The sequence below is a fragment of the Rhizobium sp. 11_C7_N12_5 genome (assembly GCF_051811145.1).
Taxonomy (GTDB): Bacteria; Pseudomonadota; Alphaproteobacteria; order Rhizobiales; family Rhizobiaceae; genus Rhizobium; species Rhizobium lusitanum.
On sequence record NZ_JBPWPY010000003.1, the window covers coordinates 894,868 to 917,574 of the forward strand.

22 protein-coding genes are annotated in these 22,707 nt (G+C 56.4%); 11 read left to right on the forward strand and 11 right to left on the reverse strand.

Annotation, left to right across the window (positions count from 1 at the left end; genetic code table 11):
- Window positions 1-71 precede the first annotated feature (71 nt).
- Both AB8B29_RS33630 and AB8B29_RS33635 read left to right on the forward strand, forming a co-directional pair.
- A complete protein-coding gene (locus tag AB8B29_RS33630) occupies window positions 72-311 on the forward strand; it encodes a DUF2188 domain-containing protein (RefSeq protein WP_037200430.1) in 240 nt (79 codons plus the stop codon).
- 4 nt (window positions 312-315) lie between these two features.
- Window positions 316-1,035, forward strand: a complete 720-nt coding sequence (locus AB8B29_RS33635) for a helix-turn-helix domain-containing protein (protein ID WP_081938864.1) — start codon at window positions 316-318, stop codon at window positions 1,033-1,035.
- 146 nt (window positions 1,036-1,181) lie between these two features.
- Here the strand turns inward: AB8B29_RS33635 and AB8B29_RS33640 are convergent, their stop codons facing one another.
- On the reverse strand, window positions 1,182-2,039 hold the full coding sequence (locus AB8B29_RS33640) for an alpha/beta fold hydrolase (RefSeq protein WP_113134376.1): 858 nt from the start codon (window positions 2,037-2,039) through the stop codon (window positions 1,182-1,184).
- A gap of 25 nt (window positions 2,040-2,064) precedes the next feature.
- Window positions 2,065-3,465, reverse strand: coding sequence for an FAD-dependent oxidoreductase (locus tag AB8B29_RS33645; protein ID WP_037201632.1), 1,401 nt, complete (start codon window positions 3,463-3,465; stop codon window positions 2,065-2,067).
- 223 nt (window positions 3,466-3,688) lie between these two features.
- Between AB8B29_RS33645 and AB8B29_RS33650 the strand changes: the two genes are divergently transcribed.
- The 6 genes from AB8B29_RS33650 (at window position 3,689) to AB8B29_RS33675 (ending at window position 7,166) form a co-directional block, all read left to right on the forward strand.
- Window positions 3,689-4,525, forward strand: a complete 837-nt coding sequence (locus AB8B29_RS33650) for an alpha/beta fold hydrolase (protein WP_439007066.1) — start codon at window positions 3,689-3,691, stop codon at window positions 4,523-4,525.
- A gap of 133 nt (window positions 4,526-4,658) precedes the next feature.
- Window positions 4,659-4,994: an SH3-like domain-containing protein gene (locus AB8B29_RS33655; protein WP_037201636.1), complete on the forward strand. Its 336-nt coding sequence runs from the start codon at window positions 4,659-4,661 to the stop codon at window positions 4,992-4,994.
- A 1-nt stretch (window position 4,995) separates the two neighbouring features.
- Window positions 4,996-5,643, forward strand: a complete 648-nt coding sequence (locus tag AB8B29_RS33660; RefSeq protein WP_037201638.1) for a nitrile hydratase subunit alpha — start codon at window positions 4,996-4,998, stop codon at window positions 5,641-5,643.
- Complete coding sequence (locus tag AB8B29_RS33665) at window positions 5,640-5,984, forward strand: SH3-like domain-containing protein (protein ID WP_051964374.1); 345 nt, start codon at window positions 5,640-5,642, stop codon at window positions 5,982-5,984. The genes AB8B29_RS33660 and AB8B29_RS33665 overlap by 4 nt, the downstream gene beginning before the upstream one ends.
- 1 nt (window position 5,985) lies before the next feature.
- Window positions 5,986-6,753 (forward strand): aquaporin, encoded by a 768-nt coding sequence (locus tag AB8B29_RS33670; protein ID WP_439007067.1) that lies wholly within the window; start codon window positions 5,986-5,988, stop codon window positions 6,751-6,753.
- Entirely contained in the window at window positions 6,750-7,166 is a 417-nt protein-coding gene (locus AB8B29_RS33675; RefSeq protein ID WP_037201645.1) for a DUF302 domain-containing protein, read from the forward strand. Before AB8B29_RS33670 ends, AB8B29_RS33675 begins: the two co-directional genes overlap by 4 nt.
- 212 nt (window positions 7,167-7,378) lie before the next feature.
- Here the strand turns inward: AB8B29_RS33675 and AB8B29_RS33680 are convergent, their stop codons facing one another.
- The 7 genes from AB8B29_RS33680 to AB8B29_RS33710 all read right to left on the reverse strand — a co-directional run bounded on the left by AB8B29_RS33680 (window position 7,379) and on the right by AB8B29_RS33710 (window position 14,264).
- Window positions 7,379-8,251: a hypothetical protein gene (locus AB8B29_RS33680; protein WP_439007068.1), complete on the reverse strand. Its 873-nt coding sequence runs from the start codon at window positions 8,249-8,251 to the stop codon at window positions 7,379-7,381.
- 122 nt (window positions 8,252-8,373) lie between these two features.
- Window positions 8,374-10,527 (reverse strand): xanthine dehydrogenase family protein molybdopterin-binding subunit, encoded by a 2,154-nt coding sequence (locus tag AB8B29_RS33685; RefSeq protein ID WP_092574620.1) that lies wholly within the window; start codon window positions 10,525-10,527, stop codon window positions 8,374-8,376.
- Between the two features lie 11 nt (window positions 10,528-10,538).
- Window positions 10,539-10,988, reverse strand: a complete 450-nt coding sequence (locus tag AB8B29_RS33690) for a (2Fe-2S)-binding protein (protein WP_017965601.1) — start codon at window positions 10,986-10,988, stop codon at window positions 10,539-10,541.
- Between the two features lie 21 nt (window positions 10,989-11,009).
- Window positions 11,010-11,384: a c-type cytochrome gene (locus AB8B29_RS33695; protein WP_037201220.1), complete on the reverse strand. Its 375-nt coding sequence runs from the start codon at window positions 11,382-11,384 to the stop codon at window positions 11,010-11,012.
- Between the two features lie 71 nt (window positions 11,385-11,455).
- Window positions 11,456-12,673, reverse strand: coding sequence for an MFS transporter (locus AB8B29_RS33700; protein WP_439007069.1), 1,218 nt, complete (start codon window positions 12,671-12,673; stop codon window positions 11,456-11,458).
- A 28-nt stretch (window positions 12,674-12,701) separates the two neighbouring features.
- Window positions 12,702-13,529 (reverse strand): alpha/beta fold hydrolase, encoded by an 828-nt coding sequence (locus AB8B29_RS33705; protein ID WP_037201233.1) that lies wholly within the window; start codon window positions 13,527-13,529, stop codon window positions 12,702-12,704.
- 165 nt (window positions 13,530-13,694) lie between these two features.
- On the reverse strand, window positions 13,695-14,264 hold the full coding sequence (locus tag AB8B29_RS33710; RefSeq protein ID WP_245297513.1) for a helix-turn-helix domain-containing protein: 570 nt from the start codon (window positions 14,262-14,264) through the stop codon (window positions 13,695-13,697).
- 242 nt (window positions 14,265-14,506) lie between these two features.
- On the opposite strand from AB8B29_RS33710, the gene AB8B29_RS33715 reads away from it, so the two are divergent.
- Window positions 14,507-15,295, forward strand: coding sequence for an SDR family NAD(P)-dependent oxidoreductase (locus tag AB8B29_RS33715; RefSeq protein WP_051964338.1), 789 nt, complete (start codon window positions 14,507-14,509; stop codon window positions 15,293-15,295).
- A gap of 182 nt (window positions 15,296-15,477) precedes the next feature.
- Entirely contained in the window at window positions 15,478-18,234 is a 2,757-nt protein-coding gene (locus AB8B29_RS33720) for a winged helix-turn-helix domain-containing protein (RefSeq protein ID WP_113134334.1), read from the forward strand.
- A gap of 40 nt (window positions 18,235-18,274) precedes the next feature.
- On the opposite strand, the gene AB8B29_RS33725 is transcribed toward AB8B29_RS33720, so the two are convergent.
- Both AB8B29_RS33725 and AB8B29_RS33730 read right to left on the reverse strand, forming a co-directional pair.
- Window positions 18,275-19,033 (reverse strand): SDR family oxidoreductase, encoded by a 759-nt coding sequence (locus AB8B29_RS33725; protein WP_092574631.1) that lies wholly within the window; start codon window positions 19,031-19,033, stop codon window positions 18,275-18,277.
- 188 nt (window positions 19,034-19,221) lie between these two features.
- Window positions 19,222-21,795 carry an MFS transporter gene (locus AB8B29_RS33730; protein WP_245297515.1) on the reverse strand — a complete coding sequence of 858 codons (2,574 nt, stop codon included), beginning with the start codon at window positions 21,793-21,795 and terminating at the stop codon, window positions 19,222-19,224.
- 210 nt (window positions 21,796-22,005) lie between these two features.
- On the opposite strand from AB8B29_RS33730, the gene AB8B29_RS33735 reads away from it, so the two are divergent.
- The gene (locus AB8B29_RS33735; RefSeq protein ID WP_037201210.1) at window positions 22,006-22,668 is read left to right on the forward strand and encodes a response regulator transcription factor; all 663 of its coding nucleotides are present in this window, start codon (window positions 22,006-22,008) and stop codon (window positions 22,666-22,668) included.
- Window positions 22,669-22,707 lie beyond the last annotated feature (39 nt).

A 22,707-nucleotide genomic window follows, 5' to 3' on the forward strand; every position in this document is an offset into this window, starting at 1 on the left:
GGTTCCCGCCCGCTACATAGACCTTCTTAATTAATCGGCGATGACTTCCAGCGACTTAGAGAGAATTTCGAATGCATATCACCTATCACATTGGCCCCCATGACGGTGGCTTTGCGTACCGTCTTGATGACGTTTGGTCAGAGCCCTTCAATACACATGAGGATGCCTTGACGGCGGCAAGAATTGCGGCGCAGCGACAGCAGATAGCAGGCCGCGACACCGAAATCGCTTTTGAGACGACCGACGGCAAATGGCATCGCGAATACTCCCTTGGCACCGACAGACCTGAGACTGAGGTCGTCGACGGTTAGCAAGATGCCTGCTCGTTCGGGATATAGAAGGACCAAGAGCTCTGATCCAGATCGTATCGTCAGCGAGATTGCACGGCTTAACGCCTTGCAATCTCGTTTCCGCTCGATGTTGAAGGGCTATAATTTTCGTTACTTTCTGTTCGGGACCTTCCCGGCGCCAGATCGCCCACTGATTGCCGACAACGTTCTGGCGACCAACTGGCCCACCGATCTGCTCAACGCCTACAAATCTCGAAACCTATTGACTGAAAGCCCGCTTATCAGGAGGCTTGAGCGGACCGTCCTTCCAGTGCCGACGATGCCACTACTTCTCGCCCGAGCCCCTCACCCTAGTCACAGACCTCAAGACGGGATTTTCATCAACGAGGGATTCTCGTTCACGTTCGCTGTTGCACTCTCGGATTCAGAACAGCGACGTTACGTTTGTCTAATGTCTGGTCGGCGAAGGGTCGAACGCCACGAAGAGATGGCGATGCTTATGATGGCGCTTATGGGAGCGGTAGACTCATATAGTTCGCGTTCGCGGGCAACTGACGTTTTGACACCTCGCGAGAGAGAATGCCTCCGATGGGCCAGCGAGGGTAAAACGAGCCGCGAAATCGGGCAGATACTTGCGCTCTCCAATCATACAATCGATGGCTATCTCAGGGCCGCCATGGAAAAGCTCGATGCGGTAACGCGCACACAAGCGGTGGCAACGGCGTCTAAGCTTGGATTAATCTGAAGGCGGATGCATCGCGAGGTGCTTGGCATCTCTGGCAACGGCATAGCAATGGCAAAGCCAGGATGAGCGAAATGGTGAGCTCGGAACGGCATTTAAGTCTCCATGGTGGTTAGAAGAGCGATTAGAAGCTCACAGCAAGCGTTGAATTACCGGATTCGCTTGATGAAGGACGCAATCACGTCTGCAGCGTATTCAGGCACCTGATGTTGGGGTGCATGACCGGCCTGCGGCACTGTTACGATGTGAAGTGACTGCCAGAAGGTCGACACCTCGAACCAATTGTCGACCGGGCAAGCGATGTCGCGGTCGCCGCTGATGACGAGGATCGGATGGCGTCCAGCGGCCATATCCTCCATCTGCTGCCCGTTCGGGTCCGGGAAAATGGTGGTACGGTCTTTTGCTTCACTCAGAAGCTTCATGAACGTTGCCTCCTGAATCATGGGCGAGCGGTCAATTTTTCGAGCAGCTATACGCTCGTAAGAAAGTCGAGCAGCCTCTTTGCTCAGAGGAGATTCAGGCTCGAAAAACAGAATTGTTTCGTCGTCGAGGTCGTTTACAGGCTTCATCGCGGTCTTCATGAAAAGAGGGTCCCCGCTAATCTTGGAATGGCCTGGAGGGGCAGTTCCGATCAAAACCAGATGGGACACCAGTTCCGGATACGTCAGGCTGAAGACTTGAGCTACGACACCTCCGAGCGACCAGCCGCCCATCACAACCTTCTTGTATCCAAGGAAATCGATCAGGTCCTTGGCGTCTCTCGCCAGCGAGGCTCGGTCGTAGGTTGGTTCTCCCGTGGATGCACCCAAGCCTGTATAGTCGAAGGTGATAACGGTGAAGTCCTTGGCCAACTCGTCGAGAAACAGGGGGTCCCAGGCATCAAGTGTCCCCCTGAAACGGACCGCAAGAACGAGTGGCGTTCCCTGCCCGATCAAACGGTAGGCAATGCGTCGCCCGTCCAAGTCTGCGTATTTCGTCTCGGTGTTTGTAGCGTTTTCCAAGGTCATTGATCTCTGTCCTATTAAATCGATGTCACGCGGCTTTGCGAACGACAGCTGATCCCGATACGTTCGCAAACAGCATATTCAGCCCTTCGGTGATGGTTGGATGGGCGAATATCCCGTCGCGAAGCGTTGTGAAGGGCAGACCACCAAGCATCGCCATTTGAACGACGCTCATTACTTCGCCTGCGTTCACGCCGAGCATGCTGAAACCAAGGATCTCGTCGGAATTGACCGCAACGAGCGCTTTCATGAACCCCTTTCGTTGTGAGAGGGTCCTTGCTCGCGGCACGACATCCATCGGAAGCTTCGCGACGCGGTACTCAATGCCTTCCTTGAGCGCTTCCGCTTCGTTCATCCCGATCCGCGCAAACTCCGGATCGATAAAGACGCAGTACGGGATCATTCGACCCTTTGTGGTTCGGTTGCCGCCCGCCATGGTGCTCTTGACCACGCGGTAGTCATCAAGGGACGCGTGGGTGAACATAGGAGTTCCGGCGACTTCACCCATCGCCCAGACGCCGTCGGCGGTCGTCCGAAGATGGTCGTCAACCTTGATGAAACCTCGATCGTCGACCTCGACACCTGCCAGTTCGAGCCCGATTCCCGCTGTTCGGGGACGTCGGCCCGAGGCCACGAGGATGTGCGATCCCTCGAATACTCGACCATCCGCGCTACGGACAGTGACACTCTCGCCTGAGCGCCCGCTAACGGAGAGGTCGTAGGCGCTGAGCGCCACCTCTATCCCCTCGCCACCGAGGATCTTCAGAATGCCTTCGCTGACGTCTATGTCTTCCCGCGGAGCAAGCCGGGGTCCCCGCTCCAGTATGGCGACCTCTGAACCCAGGCGACGGAACGCTTGGCCCAGTTCCATTCCAATGTAGCCACCGCCGATTACGATCAACTTCGTGGGAAGGTCGCCAAGCTGCAGAGCTTCGACGTGGGTGATCGGAGCTGCGCCCGCGAGACCCGGAAGATCTGGTACGTCTGCTGTCGTTCCCAAATTGATAAAAACTTGCTCGCCCGAAACAGTTCTCGTTCCAGACGCGGTCTCAACCTCAATTGTTTTCGGGGCGATGAACTTACCCCAGCCCAAGACAAGATCGAAGCCGCTTGCGTCGAAACCGGCTTGGTTTGTTGCAACCATCTCTGCCACGACACGCGCGGTGCGATCGCGAACAAGATCGAGACTGCTACGGACGTTGTCGGCTGTGATCCCGAACTCGGAAATCCCCTTCATGGAATGCGCGACTTCGGCGCTGCGGATAAGTGTCTTGCTGGGAATGCAAGCTATGTTGATGCACGAGCCACCGATGAGACCCGCCTCAACGACCGCTACCTTCTTGCCCGCCTTTGCTTGGTCCATGGCCAGCGTCTTGCCAGCTTTGCCACCGCCAAAGATCAAAATGTCGAATTTGTCGACCGAATTCATGGTGCACCTCGTTACGTTGATGCCCCTATGAAGCGGAAATCTCAGAACGCGGTCTTGTAAAATTCGATCTCTAGCCGCGACCAAGCGTTCATAGCCATCAGCGCCGAGACAAGCATACCCTCCTCAAAACAAAAGCCGGATCGTCAAAGAACGGAGCGGGCTCACCTGCGAGTTTGGGAGGAATTCAGTCGAGGCCAAGGCGCCGAAAATGAGGAGTATTCACATGGCTGACGGCATCTTTATCAACGAGACGATCGACCAACTGTCCGTCGATGGCGTGTCGGTACGATACGTGAAGGCGGGGAAGGAAAATGGCGTCCCGTTGCTTCTGACGGCTCCCTGGCCGGAGAGTATCTTTGCTTTCAATCTCGTTTGGTCCGACCTCTGCAAGCTCGGACCCGTTATCGCGGTAGATCTCCCGGGATTCGGTCAATCTCAAGCCCGGGAAGATTTGATGTCGCCGGACGCGATGGGTAATTTCGTGATAAAACTCATGGCTGCCTTCGGAATCGAGCGGGCGCATGTTATCGCACCCGACGTGGGTACCTTGGCCGCGCTGTTCGCCGCATCCAAACGGCCAGACCTTTTCGAGAGCATCGTTGCAGGCAGCGGAGGCGCCAGCATGACCCTGCTGGGCGAGTCGTTGGCACAAGTGGTGGCATCGAAAAAAGCCGCATATGTCGGCTCGGACGGCGGCGAACAGGTCGTGAAATTCGTTTCAGGTTCGGCGAGAGTTACAATTCCAACGGAGATCCTCGAAGACTACCGACTGTCTTCTGAGGGCCAACGCTGGAACGAAGCTGCAGATTTCGTTCGGGCCTATTCCACCGATTTGCCCCGGCTCGAAAAGCTCCTTCCCGACATTCAGACGCCAGTTTTGGTTATTTCCGGCAAAGATGACCCGCTTGCTCCCCCATCAAATGGGGACTTCCTGGCAGGACTTCTTCCCCACAGCCTGGCCGAGATCGTCGAGGCAGGTCATTTCGTTTGGGAAGATGCCTCGGCGGACTATGCACGACTGGTCTCAAGCTGGATCATGGACGGTTACAGGTCGGTATAAATGGAGCGTGCAAGTTTGAGTTGCCGAGGTTCTTCACCCACTTTGTAATCCGAATTCCGCGGCGACAGCATCTTACAAGAATGTGGCTAGCGCTCAGTCATTTTGAAGCCAATTGCTCTCAAGGAGAATCCTTATGCAGACTGCGGCAACGCATATCGGCGGAGTTGTGCCAGCGCTAGGCGAGGTACCCGTTTTCGCGCCAGGCGATCGCGTAACGATCGCTACCCGCTCGCCTATTGGGCACTACCGAGTGCCAACTTACCTGCGCGGGAAACTCGGAACCGTAGAGGAAGTCATCCCTACGATGGCCGTTGATAACGAAGAAGAGGCCTATGGACGCAACGCCGGTTCCAAAGGGCACTACTACCGCATCGCCATCCCGATGACGGAGATTTGGTCCGACTATGTGGGCTCGCCCAACGATGGCTTGCGAATTGAGATTTTCGAAAATTGGCTGGAAAGGATTTGAGATGACCGACCACGGCCATGACCACGATCATGATCACCCTCACGAGGCTATCACGGCCGACGAGCGTCCCGGATACTACGAGATAATGGAAACCGCTGTCAGAGAACTACTGGTTGAGCGCAAGCTTTTCGGTGCCGACGAGATCAGAAGGCAGATCGAAGTCCTCGACTCGCGAACTCCCACACTCGGCGCCAAGGTCGTCGCCCGGGCTTGGATGGATCCCGCTTACAAGGAACGGCTCCTAGAAAACGGACGCACCGCCTGCGAAGAACTGGGCATCACATTCTACGACGATACGCAACTGATCGTGCTCGAGAACACGGCGGACGTCCACAATCTGATCGTCTGCACCTTGTGCTCCTGCTATCCCCGGCCCGTCCTTGGTCTGCCACCAGACTGGTACAAACTGAAGCCGTACCGAGCTCGCGCCGTCCATGAACCGAGAGCGGTGCTGGAGGAGTTCGGCACCCACATCCCGGACGACGTTGAGATCCGCGTCAGCGACTCCACGGCTGTCATCCGATACCTGGTCCTGCCTTTGCGCCCTGCTGGAACAGAAGCTCTGAGCGAAGACGAGCTCGCCGACCTCGTCACACGCGACGCCATGATCGGCGTGATCCCTGTAAGCTACGAAAAGGAGGCCGCGTGATGGGCTCAGAGCTACTCGTCAAAAAGCTACCGAACGATATCGGTGGCGAGTCTGCCGGAAAAATCGAACGCGTTGAGCACGAGCTACTTCCTTGGGAGAAGCGTTGCCATGCCCTGGCCGACGTCCTCGACTTTCACAAAATAATCAACACCGAGGAAAAGCGCCGCGGTGTTGAGGCACTCGGATCTGAAATGGTCGGCAAGCTCACTTACTATGAGCGGTGGATCGCCGCATTTGCCAACATCCTCTTCCAGAAGGGCATTCTGACGCCCGGGGAACTTGCAGTCAAAATGGAAGAGGTCGAAAGGCGTTGGCTCGCAAGTCAGCAATCGGCATCCTAAAATGGCCGAGACCTCTCTTCCCGCAAACGTCCGGTGCTTTTTCGAACGCGACCCCGCCCTGTCTCTTTTTAGGCGGGCTTTTGTGGAGAGCGTGGGAACCGGGCTTCTTGCGATTGCCATGGTCGGGTCGGGCCTCGCGGTCTCGACGTTCGCGAAAGCTCAGCCGTTACCAGCATCGCTCATAATCGCGATTGCGATCGCTGGATCCCTGGTTGGCTTGATCGTTGCCCTGGGGAAGGTTTCCGGCGGCCATTACAACCCGCTAATAACATTCGCACAGTGGCTTGGGGGCGAGCGTAAAGGCGACTGCACTGTAGGCTACGTCATCGCTCAAATTATTGGTGGCGTTGTCGGGGCATTGGTAGCTGGGCAGATGTTTGGAAGCCCGTTTCGGACGGTCTCTCCTGAATTTCCTTCCTTCGGGATGCTCCTTAGCGAGTTAGTAGCCTCTGCTGGACTGATGACAGTCGTCTTGGGATGCGCACGAAGCAGCAGATGGGACACCGGCCCCTTTGCAGTCGGCTCTTGGTTGGTCAGCGCGATCCTCGCCACTCCATCCACCTCTTATGCCAACCCAGCGGTAACGCTAGCTGCCGCCTTCGCTTCGGGGCCTGTTGCCTTGGCGCCCATGACTGCCATCGCTTTCGTCGCAACCCAGGTGATGGGGATGGTCGTGGCGATCGGCATCAATAAGATCGCCTTCGGTTCCACCTCTGAGCCTGCCGGAAACACCGCACCAGCTGGCTCTTCCCAGGAGAAGCTCACATGACCGCCGGATTGACTGTTCTGAAGACCCATACAAACCCAGCCGATACGATGGCGGCATTCGAGCGGGCGATTGTCGCACGAGGGATGAAGGTTTTTGCTCGAATAGACTTCGCTGCCGACGCAGAAGCCGTGGGATTGCATCTTGGCCCCACTTTGCTGACAATTTTTGGCAATCCCAAAGTCGGCACCGAGTTGCTCCTGCTCGACCAGCGGGCGGGCATTGATCTGCCACTGAAGGCGTTGGCGTGGAGCACCCCCGAAGGGCATTGGCTTTCGTACAACGAGCCGTCTTTCGTCGCCGAGCGGCATGGATTGGGTGCAAAAGAGGTCATCCTCAAAATGAGCCAGGCGCTTGCGGGCGCCGCTGATGAGGCGATGAACACCGTCCCGCCCTCGCTAGACAAGAACACCTGAACGCGGTGCCAATCGACCAGCCGGTTCCGGCGCCTTTCTATACCCAGTTCATCAATGACGATGACATTTTCATTCCTAACGAAGCGGTCACCTCCGGAACCACCACGCTCTTGGGAGAACTGCACAAAGGGGGTGGCCCTGAAGCCAATGCGTCAGCCCGCCCGGTAATTCTCGGCCGAAGAAGAAGCGTACCATCAGGTTGCGCTTCTTCACTACATCATGAAAACGGGCGTTGCACCGCACGGAACGCTCCGATCCCGAGCGAAGTTCGCCGAATAGTGCTGAGCCTCGAAGCCCGCCCGCTGATAATTCCTGAAGCTCGTGCCCAATGGACTATCGACGGTCGCAGGTCGGCCAGTCTCGGCCATTGCGATGACGGCTCCCTTGTCCCTGACATCGCGTAAACGCCGCGCTATCACTGCTGACTGGAGGCCCTTCCCTCTCGCGCTGACTAGTGTTGCATCGACGCCAAACCATGCCCCAGCAGATCCGACAAAAGCCGCTCCTGCTGAGCAAGGCTCATCGTCGGCATACGCGACATAGCACGTCCACCTGTCCCGGCTGGCGAGCGCTTTGAACCACTCGAAAGTCGCGGTTGGAAAGCCATACCCCGCGTTAATCACGTTGGCGAAGTCGCTCGCCTTGCGGTTACCATCAGCTATTTCGATCCTGGGTTCGTTCGGCACAATGTGAGGGACCGCTCTGGAGAAGAATTTTATCCAACCACTGTCCTTCTGTATGACCCCCATTCGGGACAGAGCGGCACTGGAAGCATTGAAGCCCTCCTCGTCAACTTGAATTACCCACGTTTTCGATGCGTTGCGATCCAGCCATCGCACCCCTTCTGCCATCTCCTTATCGTTAGCAGACCACTGCGGTTCAACGGCAAATCCGCGATTGAAGGGGACGGCAGAAAGCTCACGACAGGCTAGAAAGCACGCATTGTCGCTCCGGAAAGTCTCGATCCCCAATTGCTTCCGAACCGACGGCGGCGCGGCATCCAGCATGTCCATCCATGCTTCGGCCTCGATCGCGCGGATTGTCCTCGACAAGTTTGCCTGAATTTCAATTGGCTGGATGTTCATACGGTTCTCTCGCATTCTCTTCTCAGTGAAAAGGAACATATTTCTCAACGCCTTCAAGGTGAAAGCTGGGTCTTCCCGTACTGCAGGCCGCGATTGAACATGCGGCCTGCAGTCCTGCGGTATTACGCAAGTGCCTCGGCAAGCGGTAGGGAGCGAATCCGCTTTCCTGTTGCCGCAAAGATCGCGTTGCCAAGTGCCCCGGCTGCAGCGGCCGTTCCTGCCTCGCCGACACCTCCGGGCGCTTCGCCACTCTTGATCTGATAGACCTCGACCTTGGGTGCCTCGTTGATACGAAGTACCCGATAGGTGTCGAAGTTTGTCTGATCGACAGCACCATCAGTGAACGTGACCTGATTGAACATCGCGCTGCTCAGGCCAAAGATCACTCCACCCTCCATCTGGGCGACAACGGTGTCTGGATTGATCACAACGCCGCAATCAACCGCGATGACCGAGCGAAGGAGGCGCACCTCCTTTTCATCGGTGATCTCAATTTCCAGGATGTGGGCGAGATAGCTTCCAAAAGCCACTTGAAGGCTGATGCCTTTGCCCCTTCCCGGCGGCAATGCTTGACCCCAGCCTGCTTTCTCCGCGGCAAGGTTCAGTACCGCAAGTGCTCGCGGATTCTTCGTGAGCATCTTCCGGCGAAACTCAAGCGGGTCCTGCTTTGTCGCGGTCGCCATCTCATCCACAAAGCTCTCGACTACAAAGAGATTGTGCGATGCCCCGACACCTCTCCACCAGCTGGTATTAACACCCGCAGGCTCGTCGCGAACATAATCCGCAAAAACGGCCTCTTCATCGTAGGGGGTCTCCGACGCGCAATCGACGGCATCAGGATCGATGCCATTCTTGAACGCTGCCGGCGCCCACCGTGCGAAAATGGAGGACCCGGTCACCCGATGCGTGCGGCCAATCAAGCGGCCGTCCTTGTCGAGGCCTGCGGCCACCCGATCGTAGTAATATGGGCGGTAATAGTCGTGCGTCATGTCCTGTTCGCGCGTCCAGACCAGTTTGACGGGGTAGCGGGTGCCCTTCAGGAGTTTAGCCGCCAGCTCGATCGTGTCGACGTCCAACCGGCGTCCAAACGCTCCACCCATCAACTGATTGTTCACGGTGACTTTTTCGACCGGCAGCCCTGTGATGTCGGCGACCGCCTTTTGTGTGCGGACAGGCACCTGTGTGCCTACCCAGACCTCCGCCCGGTCGTCCTGAATATGCAGGGTGCAATTCAGGGGTTCCATCGGTGAATGCGACAGGAACGGCGAGCGGTAAATCGCCGAGAGCTTTGTTGGGGCGTTTGCTATTACGTCAGCCGCTTTATTTTCGTCGCGGATGACGACCCCCGGCTGTTGCGATACCTGGTCCATCTTGGCGACAATAGTGTCCAAGGTGACGGCGCCGTTTTCACCCGACTCCCATTCGATATTGAGGGCGTCCAGGCCTTGCTTCGCCGCCCACATGTGTTCGCCGATCACCGCAACAGCGGCATTATCGGCGGTCACGATGTCGAGGACACCTTTCACGGCGCGAGCCGCAGCTTCGTCCATTTTTTTGAAACGGCCACCGGTCACCGGAGATATCGCCAGCGTCGCATATTTCATGCCGGGGACCCTGATATCCAAACCGTAGACGACCGAACCGTTGACTTTCCCGGGAGTGTCGAGCCTCTTAGCTCGCGTTCCGATGACTTTGAACTGAGAAGCGTCCTTCAATGGAACATCGGCTGGAACGGGCAGCTTTGCCGCCTCGGCCGCAATGTCATAGTAGGTCGACGATCGATTTGAGGCGTCGTGATAGATCGTCCCCTCATGGACCCGACACTGCGCTGGATCGACCCGCCACTTGGCGGCCGCCGCTCCAACAAGCATGGTACGCGCCGTAGCGGCTGCTTGCCGTAGCCGCATCCAATCGGAACGAGTTGACGTCGACCCACCAGTCGCCTGGTCGTACAAGATGGGATCCATATATTTCGAAATGTCCGGCGGTGCTGCTTCCACTTTTAACTGGTCCAGCCGTAGCTCAAGCTCTTCTGCCATCAACATCGCGCTGGATGTATAGATACCCTGCCCCACCTCCGTGTGCGGCATGATCAGGGTGATGCCGCTTTCATCAATTTTCACAAAGGCGTTGGGCGTGAAGGCGACATCTTCAGAGGAACTCGCAGGGCCGCTTGCTCGCCCCATCCGTGGCAGTTGAACCGCCAAGACAAGACCGCCGGTTGCCAGGACGGTGCCCTTGAGGAACCCGCGACGGGAATGAAGATTGTTGATCATGTCAGTCTCCTCTATGCCGCCGCCGTGTGGATTGCGTCGCGGATCCGGACATAAGTGCCACAACGGCAAATATTGCCTGCCATTGCCTCATCGATGTCGGAGTCCGTCGGCTTCGCGTTGCTATTAAGAAGCGCGGTTGCCGACATGATCTGGCCGGATTGACAGTACCCGCACTGGACAACCTCCTTTTCGAGCCACGCCGTCTGGATTTTGCGCCCGTTCTCGGTCTCACCGACGCCCTCGATCGTGGTGATCTGTTGAGCATCGATCATATCCATGGTTGTCTGACAGGATCGAACTGCCATGTTGTCTATCAGGACGGTACAGGCTCCGCATTGGGCGATGCCGCAGCCGTATTTGGTTCCGGTCATGCCAAGCACGTCTCTCAAAACCCAAAGCAGTGGCATGTCGTCCGGGACATCGACTTCATGTGTTTTGCCGTTGATGGTGATCGTCTTCATTGGTCTAACCTTCCTGGGTCTCTATTGCGCTGTCAGTGTTTTCAGGTAGCTGATGACATCTGCTCGATCCTGGTCTTTCGGGATTGACGCGCTCATGCGGGTCCCCTTGACCAAGGCGGCTGGCGCTTTAAGGAAAGCGTCGAGAGTAGGCTCATCCCATGTGAGACCAGACCCCTTCAACGCAGCGGAATAGTTGTACCCAGCAATGCTTCCAGCAGGGCGACCGACAACATTCAGAAGGCCCGGACCGACCTTGTTTTGCTCAGTCGTCGCGTGACAGGCACTACAGCGGGCAAAGACCTTTTTGCCCTTGTCTGGATCTGCATCGGCTCGGACCGACGAGGCCCCAAGCACGATCATTCCCACGGCAATCATGACGGCCTGCAACTTTTCCATGGTTCCTCCTTTGGAAAACTGGAATGGCGAAACGGGCAGCAATCTCTTGCCGCCCTTGTCGAATTCGATTTTTAAGTGACGCTTCTGGGTTGCCTAATCCTCGCACTCGCGTAGGTAGCAATGAGAAGAGCGATGCCTTCCCCAATCACGCCGGTAATGCCCAGGTCACCGACACCGCCTCGCGAGAGCACGACGGATCCGATGGCGCTGCCCACGGCAAAGCCCAGGTACATGAACGACATGCTGAGTGAGACTGCGATTGGCACCGCGGGCTGGCCGACCTGAATCAATGTGGCAATCTGTGCTGGATAGAATGCCCAGATCGCGATACCCCAAAAAGCAACAGCAATGATCGTCGGAACAATGGCCTGATCGGGCGTAAGAGATCTTGCAAAGAATATAAGCGAGAGGAAAACTGACACGGCGAGGGTCAGGCTGGCGGCGACGACCGGTCTTGCTCCCATCAGATCATTCAGGGTGCCACCAAGTACGATGCCGATTGCAGCGCCGATCCCCCATACCGAGACGACGGCGCTAATTCCATTTGGGCCAAGGCCATCGACCTGGCTCAGATACGGAGCGATGTAGGTCCAGACCGAATAGGTACCGAGGGCCCAGAAGAAGATCACAACCAGTTCCCGGAAGACCTGGGGGCGTTTAACGATCGCAAGGCGCTCGGAGACCGACGCAACGTGCATTTCTGTTCCATCGGTACGAGGCAGTTTTGCAACCAGCGCGACCACTGCGATGATCGACAGGGCTGCGACGCCAAGGAAAGTCACCCGCCACCCGAGGGCGTTTCCAACGAGTGAGCCAATTGGCAGCCCGATTGCGATTGCTATAGTCAAACCACCGTTCAAAATGGCAAGGGCCCGACCGCGTTTCTCTGGCACAACTAAGGCACCCATCAAGGCGTTGGCGCTCGGGGTGTAAAGTCCCGCCGCCATGGCCAGTAGGACACGAGCAGAAAAAATTCCCCAGTATCCTTGGGATGCCCAAGCCACCAGATTAGCCAACGCGAAAGCCGCCATGGTCAAGACGAGCAGACGTTTGCGGTCGACCCTTCCAAACAGGATGGTTAGGAGTGGCGATGTGATCGCCAAGGTAAGGGTGAAGACGGTGACCAGGCTACCCAGTGCCGAGACCGGAAGTGAAAGATCCTCACCCATTTTTGGCAGAAGGGGAACAATCATGAACCCCTCCGTGCCAATGGCAAAGGTGCCTAATGCCATGATGTAGGCTGGCGCCAGCGACTGACCTGCCGCGCGTTCGCTTGAAATGGAAGTCATTTGGATCGCCTCTGCGCCAGCCTGGCAGTTATGATGCTGCCTTGATGAAGGTCATCACATCAGCGTTGAACTTTTCAGCCTGCGTCTGAGCCAGACCGTGAGGCGCACCCGGATAGACCTTGAGTGTCGCATTCTTGACGATCTTTGCGCTCTTGAGGCCAGCTGCGGCGATCGGCACGATCTGATCGTCGTCCCCATGAATGATGAGGGTCGGCTTGTCGATTTTCTTGAGATCGTCCGTGTAGTCGACCTCCGAAAATTCGCGAATGCAATCGTATTCGCCCTTGATTCCGCCTTCCATTCCCATCAGCCAGAACGTTTCACGGAGGCCTTCGTTGACCTTGGCGCCCTCGCGATTGAAGCCATAGAAAGGCATCGTCAGATCCTTGTAGAACTGAGAGCGATCGGTCGCCGTGCCCCTTCGGATGCCGTCGAAGGCTTCAATGGGAGTGCCTTCAGGATTGGCGTCGGTCTTGAGCATCAGCGGCGGGACTGCGCCGACGAGCACCACTTTTGAAACCCGCTTGGTTCCGTGACGGCCAATGTAATGCGCCACTTCGCCGCCGCCGGTGGAGTGGCCGATCATGACCAAGTCCTTCAGATCGAGGTGCTCGATTACCTCAGCGAGATCGTCTGCATACTGATCCATATTATTACCGGTCCAGGGCTGATCAGATTTTCCATGGCCACGACGGTCGTGTGCAATGACCCGGTAGCCATTCATGCCGAAATACAGCATCTGTGCGTCCCAGGCGTCACTCGAAAGTGGCCAGCCGTGCGAGAAGAGGATCGGCTGCCCCTTGCCCCAGTCCTTGTAAGCGATTTTGGTGCCGTCTTTTGTTGTGACAAAGCTCATGTGGCGGTTTCCTTTTTTTGTTTTGGCTGCAGCTTGGGTCTCTTGCGGCATGCCGATTGCAAACGATGCGGTTAAAGCGGCACCGGCCAGCAGCGTATCGCGGCGGCTGATGAGAAATTCATTGGACATTTTCGTCACTCTCGTCTTGAGATGGGCGCCTTCTAATCAGGCGTTTGCAAATGCATGCAGGTCTGCCGAGCCAAGGCGACGCCACGACGCTGGAGTGTGTTGAGTGGTGCACTTGGCAGCGCTCAGGCGCCGCCACTTGAGCGGGGTGACACCCACCAAGCGCTTGAACACCTTCGAGAGATGCGCCTGGTCACTCAGACCACACGCATGGGCGATCTGGCTCAGCGGCTCGTCTGTCGAAGAAATGAGATATTTCGCGGCATCGACGCGGCGACTTAAAACGTAGTCATAGGGCGAGCGGCCGAAGGAGACCTTGAAACCCTTCGAGAACCGACTCGCGCTCAAGCGGACTTGGTCGCCCAACTCCTGGACACGGATGCAACCATCGATGTTCTCATCTATGTAGCGGACCACCTTGTTCTTCTGCCAATCGGAAAGCCCCGCAACGGTCTTGTGGCAGTTCCGGCGGGGGCCGTCCGCCATGTCAGCGAGCCGAACACGACTTTCCGGACGGAGATCGATTGCGGTGTCCTGGGGTCCGAGACCCCAGACGCGTTCACCGCCCGGGCCTACGAGGAATGGAATGAATGAAACCGTTCGTGTCATGGCAGCGTCCTTTCTGCTTCGATGGCTGAAAGGTAGCTGCAGGCTGCCCCGTAACACGAGCTAAGCGATGTTAAGAGATGTTAGGGCGTTAACGACCCGGAGCGCGTTCCGTTAACAACACCGATTTCGCGACCAAGGTTGCCTGCCACTTGAAGGTTCGCGTGGGCGCCCGATGATACAATAAACGGATCTAGGGCGTGCCTATATGTGAAGCTAGGCAGACAGGGAGCTTCAAGCACCAAATGCAACAGGATGACGTCACTTTCGATGGACGGTCTGATAGGGTCCGGCCCCTGGCTGGACAAGTAGCGCTTTTGACCCGAGCGGATGAAGGGGTCGGCATGGCCACAGCTGCCGCGCTGGCTCAGTGCGGCGCCAATCTGGCATTGACGCTTCTCGACACGGAGGTTGAGCCTGCTTCGCTGGACGAACTCCGTGGCGTCGGCTGTAAAGTCGTGGTGTTTAGAGCACCCACGGATTGTAGTTCGACACAGCATACCCAGCTGGTTCGACAGGTTATCGCGGAATTCGGAAGGATTGACGTCTTGGTCGCGAACTCTGAGTATCGTGTCCAATGGCAAGTCGACGACGATGACCTCGATGAGGATCAGGTTGAGTTGCAATATTCTATGAACGTCAAATCTAACATCGCGCTCATACGAGCAGTGATACGGGTCATGACCAGTGGTGGGCGCGTTATTGCCCTTGGTTCTAGCCTTGCGGATCGTGTCGGAACGCCGGGCCTTGCCGATTTTGCGGCAACTCGTGCCGCGTTGACCGCCTTCTGCAAGGGCGCGGCGCATGACCTGGGACCGCGCGGAATCTCGATCAACGTCGTCCAGATGGGCGCCATCGCTTTCGACGCCGTTGCAGTTTCACCGGACATCATCGAATCCGAACGCGCTTCAACTGCCCTGAAGAGGCTTGGGAGGCCCTCGGAAGTTGCAAGTGCAGTCACGTTTCTTGCTGGTCCGGGCGCGTCTTTCATCACAGGCAGCGTGTTGAACGTCGACGGTGGGTATAGCGCCTAGCCCGCCTGTTCACGCTGAGGGTTATTGAACCCATGAACCAGTTGGTTTATAGACCATTCTGATATCAAGAATGGGCTGAGCATGAGAGTGGCATCCGTACGAGCGTTGGACCTTTCAGCTTCAGCCACTGGTAAAAACGACCGTGTTCTTGTGTTTACTCGGCCGATCAGGTCCAGCGACTAATGACTGTGCTGAGATTTGGTCGTTTCGAACTCGATATCGCTCATCGTAGTCTCTCCGAGTCGGGGAAAATCCTTAACATCGGTGGCCGTGCTTTCGACATTTTGGCCGTTTTAGTTGCGCGAGCTGGGCAGATCATCAGTAAAGATGAACTGATCAAAGCCGTTTGGACGACTACGACCGTCGACGAAGGCGCTCTGCGCGTCCATATGGTGACGCTTCGAAAGTTGCTGGGGGATAGAGAGGCCGGGCGATATATCGAAAATATCCCTGGACGTGGCTACGCCTTTGTCATGCCGGTCCAAACTGTTGAAGATGGCGAGAGCAGCAGTGATGTGCAGCCGGTTGCGGTTCCAAAAGAGAACATCTCAAGCAATCTACCTCGTCTTGCAGGACGTTTGATAGGCCGGGAGACCTTTGTTGAGGAGACCGCACGACTTGTGGCCTCGAACCGCCTCGTCACGATCGCTGGTGCTGGAGGAATTGGAAAAACGTCGGTGGCTCTCGCTGTTGGCGAGATCCTGAGCGAGTCACGGCCAGTCCTGTTTGTAGATCTTGCTGCGCTCACTGACGGGCGGCTCATCATGCCGACACTTGCTTCGCTGCTTGGAGTCACAGTGTTTTCGGACGACGCCGAGCCCGGCGTCTTGCGGGCATTGGAAGATAGCAATGTTCTGCTTGTGTTCGACAATTGCGAGCACCTGATTCTCGAGGCCGCGTCTTCGACCGAAGACATTCTGACTGCTACGCCTAACGTTTCCATCTTGGCTACGAGCCGTGAACCTCTGCGCGTTTCAGGCGAAAGGATCCGGCAACTGCCATCGCTGGTCATTCCGCCGGAAGACGCTACCAACGCTGATTGGTCCTCGTTTTCAGCGATGGAACTCTTTATCGACAGGGTGATGCTCTCATCTGACTTCGAAAGTTTTGATCGGCCTGAGGATTTTGAAACCGTTGCGTCAATCGTCAGGCGGCTCGATGGAATTCCGCTGGCGATTGAATTTGCAGCTTCCCGCGTCGCTCATCTTGGCCTTGTCAATCTTGCTAACTCCCTGGATGACCCGCTGACCGTGTTGCGACGGGGGCGCCGTACCGCCCCACCCCGCCAACAGACCCTGCGAGCCACGCTGGACTGGAGCTTCGATAGCCTGACCCCTACAGAGAAAACGCTTTTCGAATACGTTGCCGTGTTTGCCGGTTCATTCTCGTCGGATGCAGCTTTCTCTGTTAGCGGAAGCAGTCTCTCCGAGGACGATTTCTACGAGGCTTTTGACGGTCTATTCCTGAAGTCTTTTCTATCGGTGAGCGCCGGAGACGGAAGCTATCGACTTCTCGAAACGACCAGGCGTTATGGTCTTGAGAAGCTGGATAAGAGCGGTCAGTCGGATGCGATCAGAGCCGCGCACGCTGTCTATTGTGAGAAGGAGCTGCAAAGCGCGGAAGCCGATTGGACGGTTCTGGCCACTCCGCAGTGGATGCTACGCTACTCATCTCTGATTAATGACGTCCGAGCTGCGATACAGTGGAGTTTCAACAATGAACGCGACGCCGATTTCGCGATCCGTCTCTCGGCGAAGTCAACGGTTCTCTGGGCGCAACTCGGCCTCATGAACGAACAATCGAAGGTGGTCGAGCAAGCCTTGGCCAGACTTCCAGGTTCCCAGCACGTCGGGACGCGCATCGAAATGGAGCTTCGGATATCGAGGGGTGGAGCGTTATTCCACGTCCGAGGCTACCCTGCCGACCCTGAAGCCTTGGAGGAATTCGATCGCAGTGCCGAGATTGCGGAATCGCTGGGCGACATGCCCACCTTCATAAGAGCTACGGCGGGCCGAGCCTCCATTTGGGTTTCAAACGCGCGATATGCTGAAGCTATTGATATGGCGCTAAAACTTGGAGTTCGTTTTCCCCAGATGTCATTGGGATCTTTCAGCCGGATGCTTGAACACGGATACTTCTTCCATGGCAACCTCAAGCTAGCCTCTGAACATGTGAAAGGATCTCTTCGGGATGCTGAAGGGTCTCTGCGACGGACCTTAAACGCTGGTGTCGGTTTCGATCAGCGCATCATTTCCCGAGCGGTACTCATTTTCGTGAAATTCTTGCAGGGTGACACGTCTGAAGCATTTGGAGAACTCGACTCCGCTTTGGAAGAGGCCCGTGCTCTCGATTACTCGATATCAACGTGTTTGCTCTTGTTTTTGACGGCATCGCCGATCGCTTTCTTGTCTGGCGATCACAAGCGAGCGGGTGAGTATCTAGATATCGCGGAGACACTCACCAAAAAGCATGACCTCCACAGATGGTCGCTATGGGTGGCTGCCTATCGGTCCTTTATCTCCGATGGCATTCAACAGCAAGCGACCGAAGAAATTTTCCATTCGGCCGTCGGAATGAGGTTGGAATACCTGCTCGTCCTGGCGGGCGTTCGGGCGCCGTTAGAGGCCTTGGATCGAGGCATAAAAGGAGAAGGCGGCTGGTGCCGTCCAGAACTACTGCGGATAAAGGCCAAGGTATTAAACGAGTCGGACCCAATTCAAGCCCAGTCGCTGATCGAAGCTGCCCTGGATGAAGCGCGTCGGATGGAAGCCCCCTTCTGGGAACTTAGGGCGGCCAATACAGCCTATGAACTGGCGGGGCCTAATCAGGAGATCACGGCGCGTAACATGATCAAGAGCACTCTCGATAAAGTCGACGGAGCCTATTTGACCGCCGATATTGCGAAGGCACGGGAGATTCTCGACGTCGGTGATCTCTGACGGACGGGGCGACCGCCCGCCAGAAACAGGACGATCAGGCTTAGCGCGGAATCGGATTGTCGATCAGGCTTTGGTTGAACTGCGTGAAGAAAACGTGTTCGCCGGAACCGGGGTTGTCGCGCAGCGGTTTGATCATGTCGACGACAATTTCGGGCGACTCGCTCGCAAGCTTCGCCATCGTCTCGTTGATGAAAGCTTCCAGCGGCATCGCCCGAGGATCGCCACTCTTCTTGATCAGATCGGTATCAACCCACGGTGGAGCGATTTCCTGCACCGAGACAGACGTCTCGCGAAGTGCAAAACGCAGCGATAGCGAATAGGAGTGCAATGCTGCCTTCGTGGAGGAGTAAACGGCATTGTAGGCGATCGGCACGTAGGCGAGCACCGACGTGTTGTTGATGATCACGGCGTCTGCCTTAGTCTTGAGATGCTCGACGAGTGCAGACGTCATCCGGATTGGACCGAGAAGGTTGGTGTTTACGATGCTTTCGAGAACAGTTTCCTCGATCGGACGCGCGGCGTCATCAAACGGCATGATGCCGGCATTGTTGACCAGGACGTTGAGGTCTGGGTAGTCCGCAACAACGCGCTTTGTCACCAAGTTGATGCTTTCGACATCGGTTATGTCCAGCTCGTAAGCCGCCATCCCGGGATTGGCGTTGATGACGTCATCGAGATATGACTTTCGGCGCCCTGAAATGATCACCTGGTTCCCTCGCTTGTGGAACGCTTCAGCGAGGCCGCGACCGATGCCGGAACCGCCACCAGTGATGAAAATCGTGTTTCCCTTAAGGTTCATTGCTAGTCTCCTTGGAAAATTGAGCGATACTGCCAGACCCTATTCAGGACCGGCGCAGCGTTGCGATCGACCAATCTGGCGGAGAAAAGGCGCTTAGGTTTGCTGGCCCGTACGCCGTCGCTGCAATCCGTGTTGGCTCGACAACATCAAGATCGAGCAACGGGCGCGAAATTGCGAGTTAAGGCTTGCTAAGAGATATTAGTGTCCTTAGCGCTCGATTGAGCGGGAACGTGCACAATTTCGGAAGCCGGGGCAGGGTCGGCTGAGGTTGCGATTGGAAGGACGATTTCGAATATCGCGCCGCCTTCGCCGTGGTTCCTAGCAGATAACGACCCACCATGAGCCTCAACGATCGTCTTGCAGATCGCGAGGCCCATCCCCATTCCATCACCCTTCGTCGTGAAGAACGGAGTGAACAACTTCGAAATATTAGCTTCATCTATGCCTGTGCCGTGATCCCTTACCGATACCTTTAAAAGCTCTGAGTCATCGCCATGGATTTGCAGGGTGATCTCACGCGATGCGTCAGGCACATCCTTCATTGCGTGAAGGCCGTTCGTGATCAGATTTGCGATGACCTGCTGTAGCTCGACCTTATCGGCGACCACGGCGCCGCTCCTCGCGAAATCAATCCGAACCGTCGTCCCGCTGTTGGTTGTTTCCCTTTCGAGTAAGCCCACGACATCCATGACGAGTTCGCCCAGATCCAGGATCTCAGGCCGCTTGCCGCCACCCTTCAGCCTCTCGCGAGTTCTCTGGATAATCTGGCTAGCCCTGACGCTGTGTTCAACAGCTCTTTCCGCGGCCTTGGTCGCTGCCGCTAGATCGGGCGGGCTCGTTTGAAGCCAACGAACGCACGCTTGGGCGAACATGACAACCGCGCCGATCGGCTGATTGACCTCATGGGCAATCGATGCCGAAATTGCGCCGACAGTTGCAACACGGCTCGCGCGCGCGAGTTCGCCTTGAGCAACCAGCAATGCTTCCTTCGCCTGTTCGCGTTGGGTCACATCGATCATGGCGCAGGCGACACGGTCATATGCCGCGGCATCGTCTGGAAAAGCGATATAAAAAAGCACGATAACTTCACGACCGTCGAGGCGCAAAAGCTTGGTTTCGATCTCCAGATTATGAACCTGGTTCGACATCGCCGTAGTGATTGAAACAGCGAGATCATTGCGAGGCGGTAGGAAACGGTCAATTGATCCCAGAACGTCGTTTCGGGACGCGCAGCCGAGTAGTGGGACCGTTGCTTCGTTAACGTCCACAAAGCGCACCAGCTGTGAGCATTCATTGCCAAAGCCAGGGTCCGACGCGAGAAGTGCAGAGATATCGAACCTATCATTGCGCATTTTTTCGATGCGTTGATATAGTTCGGCGAGATCAACCTCACATAGCGAGACGTGCGACTGTTCAAAGATCGAACGGTAGCGCTTTTCACTCTGCGCGAGCGCGCCAAGAGTACGACGTCTTGCACTGGCATCGAACGCAACCCAGCTCATTCCGCCGGTGATGGCGAGATAAAATCCAACAGCTACGAGGCCGCTGTAACCAGCGAGTGCCTGGGCCGCCACTGGCGAGAAAGCACCGCCGATAATGCCACCAATGTTAAAGGCGATCGACGTTCCAGTGTACCGAACCCGTGCGGGAAAGAGACCTGGAAGCCAAGCTCCCAACGGTCCATTTACGAAGCCCATCGAGAACAGGGAGAAGGCGAGAAACAAGAAAATGACGAAAAGCGATCCGCTGCCAAGCATTGGAGACAAGGCAATACCCGAGACTATCGTTCCGAAGCAGCCGTAGATAAGAACACGCTCAGGCTCCATGCGATCTGAAAGCCAACAAGCGAGCACGATGGCGACGGCCATGAAACCAATCGCGCCCAGCTCGACCATCAGGAAGGTTGGTCGAGAGTAGCCGAGTGTGGATGTTCCGTAGCCAAGCGCGAAGGCTGTTACGGTGTAATACAGCGAAAAGCATGCGACGACGCCGAAAACGCCAGCAACGACGGCGCCCATGTGGTCGCGAAGGACCTCGACCAATGGCACGTTTGCTGGCTGCGCCTCGGCCATTGCCTCCTGGAATTCCGGCGTCTCTACGAGATTGAACCGGACCCAAAGCCCCATTCCGACCAGAGGAGCACTTGCAAGGAAGGGTACCCGCCATCCCCAGTCCACAAACTGCTCTGGTGATAGAGCAAGCGTTAGGCACAGAAATAATCCATTGGCTAGAACGAAGCCGATAGGTGCACCGAGCGGCGCAAACATAGCGAATCGAGCCTTCCAACCAGGAGGCGCGTTCTCCAGCGAAAGCAAAACAGCGCCTGTCCACTCGCCGCCGAGTGCCAGGCCCTGTCCGAATCGAAGCACGCATAGAAGAAGAGGAGCCAGCCAACCAACCACTGCATAAGTCGGCAACATGCCGATCGCCGCTGTGGAGATCCCCATCATGAGCAGCGATGCCATCAAGGTCGTCTTGCGGCCGACCCGATCGCCGAAATGTCCGAAAACAGCTCCGCCGAGCGGGCGGGCAATAAAGGCGATGCCGAAGCTCGCATAAGCGCCTATTAGCTCCAAAGAGCTGACCGAAGCTGGGAAAAACAGCGGACCGAAAATCAAGCTGGCAGCTGTGGCGTATATGTAGAAGTCGTAAAATTCTACAGAAGTCCCGATGAGGCTGGACAGCAAGATCCGGACCGTCATTGGCCGGTCAATGCTCGGATGGAAGCTCCTCGCGGGCGTCAAAATCGCGCTATCGATCATAAAATTGCAAGCCGCTCCTGGAGTTATCAGCAAAATGCATCATTGGTTCCCGTAAGCTCATGATTTTTCGCAGTCAATGTTGGACCCTCAAATCCAATACCAATATATGGGGTTGGCTCGCTACGGTCGGCGGCCATTCATATTGACGGGTTCGATGCGCAAAAGCTATGTGTCGAGTAGGATACAAAAGCTTCTTGAAGGGTTTAACCAATGACGACGCGCCCATTCAAATCCGCGGCGGTTAGCCCGACCGATAATTCCGCCGCGTTGGTTGTCGTCGTCGATGATGACCATGGTATGCGAGAAGGTCTCCGAGAGATCCTGCAATCTGTGGGAATTGAGACCCTTGGCTTTGCTTCAACTGCGGAACTACTGGCAGAAGCACTTCCTGACCGCCCAGGCTGCCTTGTCCTCGACGTCAGGTTGCCGGGCCTAAGTGGGCTCGATCTGCAAACCAAGCTCAATGCATTGGGAAATCAGCTGCCGATCATATTCATGACAGGATATGGGGACATCCCGATGAGCGTCAGGGCAATGAAGGCTGGTGCAGTCGACTTCCTGACCAAGCCCTTTCGTGACCAAGAAATGCTGGACGCTGTGGCGATTGCCATTGAGAAGGACCGGGCCCGACGCTCGGAGATTTCGGCGAACTCTGAAGTTGCCGCCTTGGCCGCAACGCTCACCCCTCGCGAAAAGCAGGTGATGGCGGCCGTCGCCACGGGCCTTCTAAACAAGCAGATCGCTCACGAGCTGGGACTTAGCGAGATCACGGTCAAGATTCACCGTGGAAACGTCATGCGGAAGATGAAAGCCACCTCAATCGCCGATCTGATTCGTAAGGTAGACAGCCTTCAAACCGCCAGCGCCGGTTAGCGGCTATCGTGTGGGTTTTCCGCCTGGCTGTGATAAGAT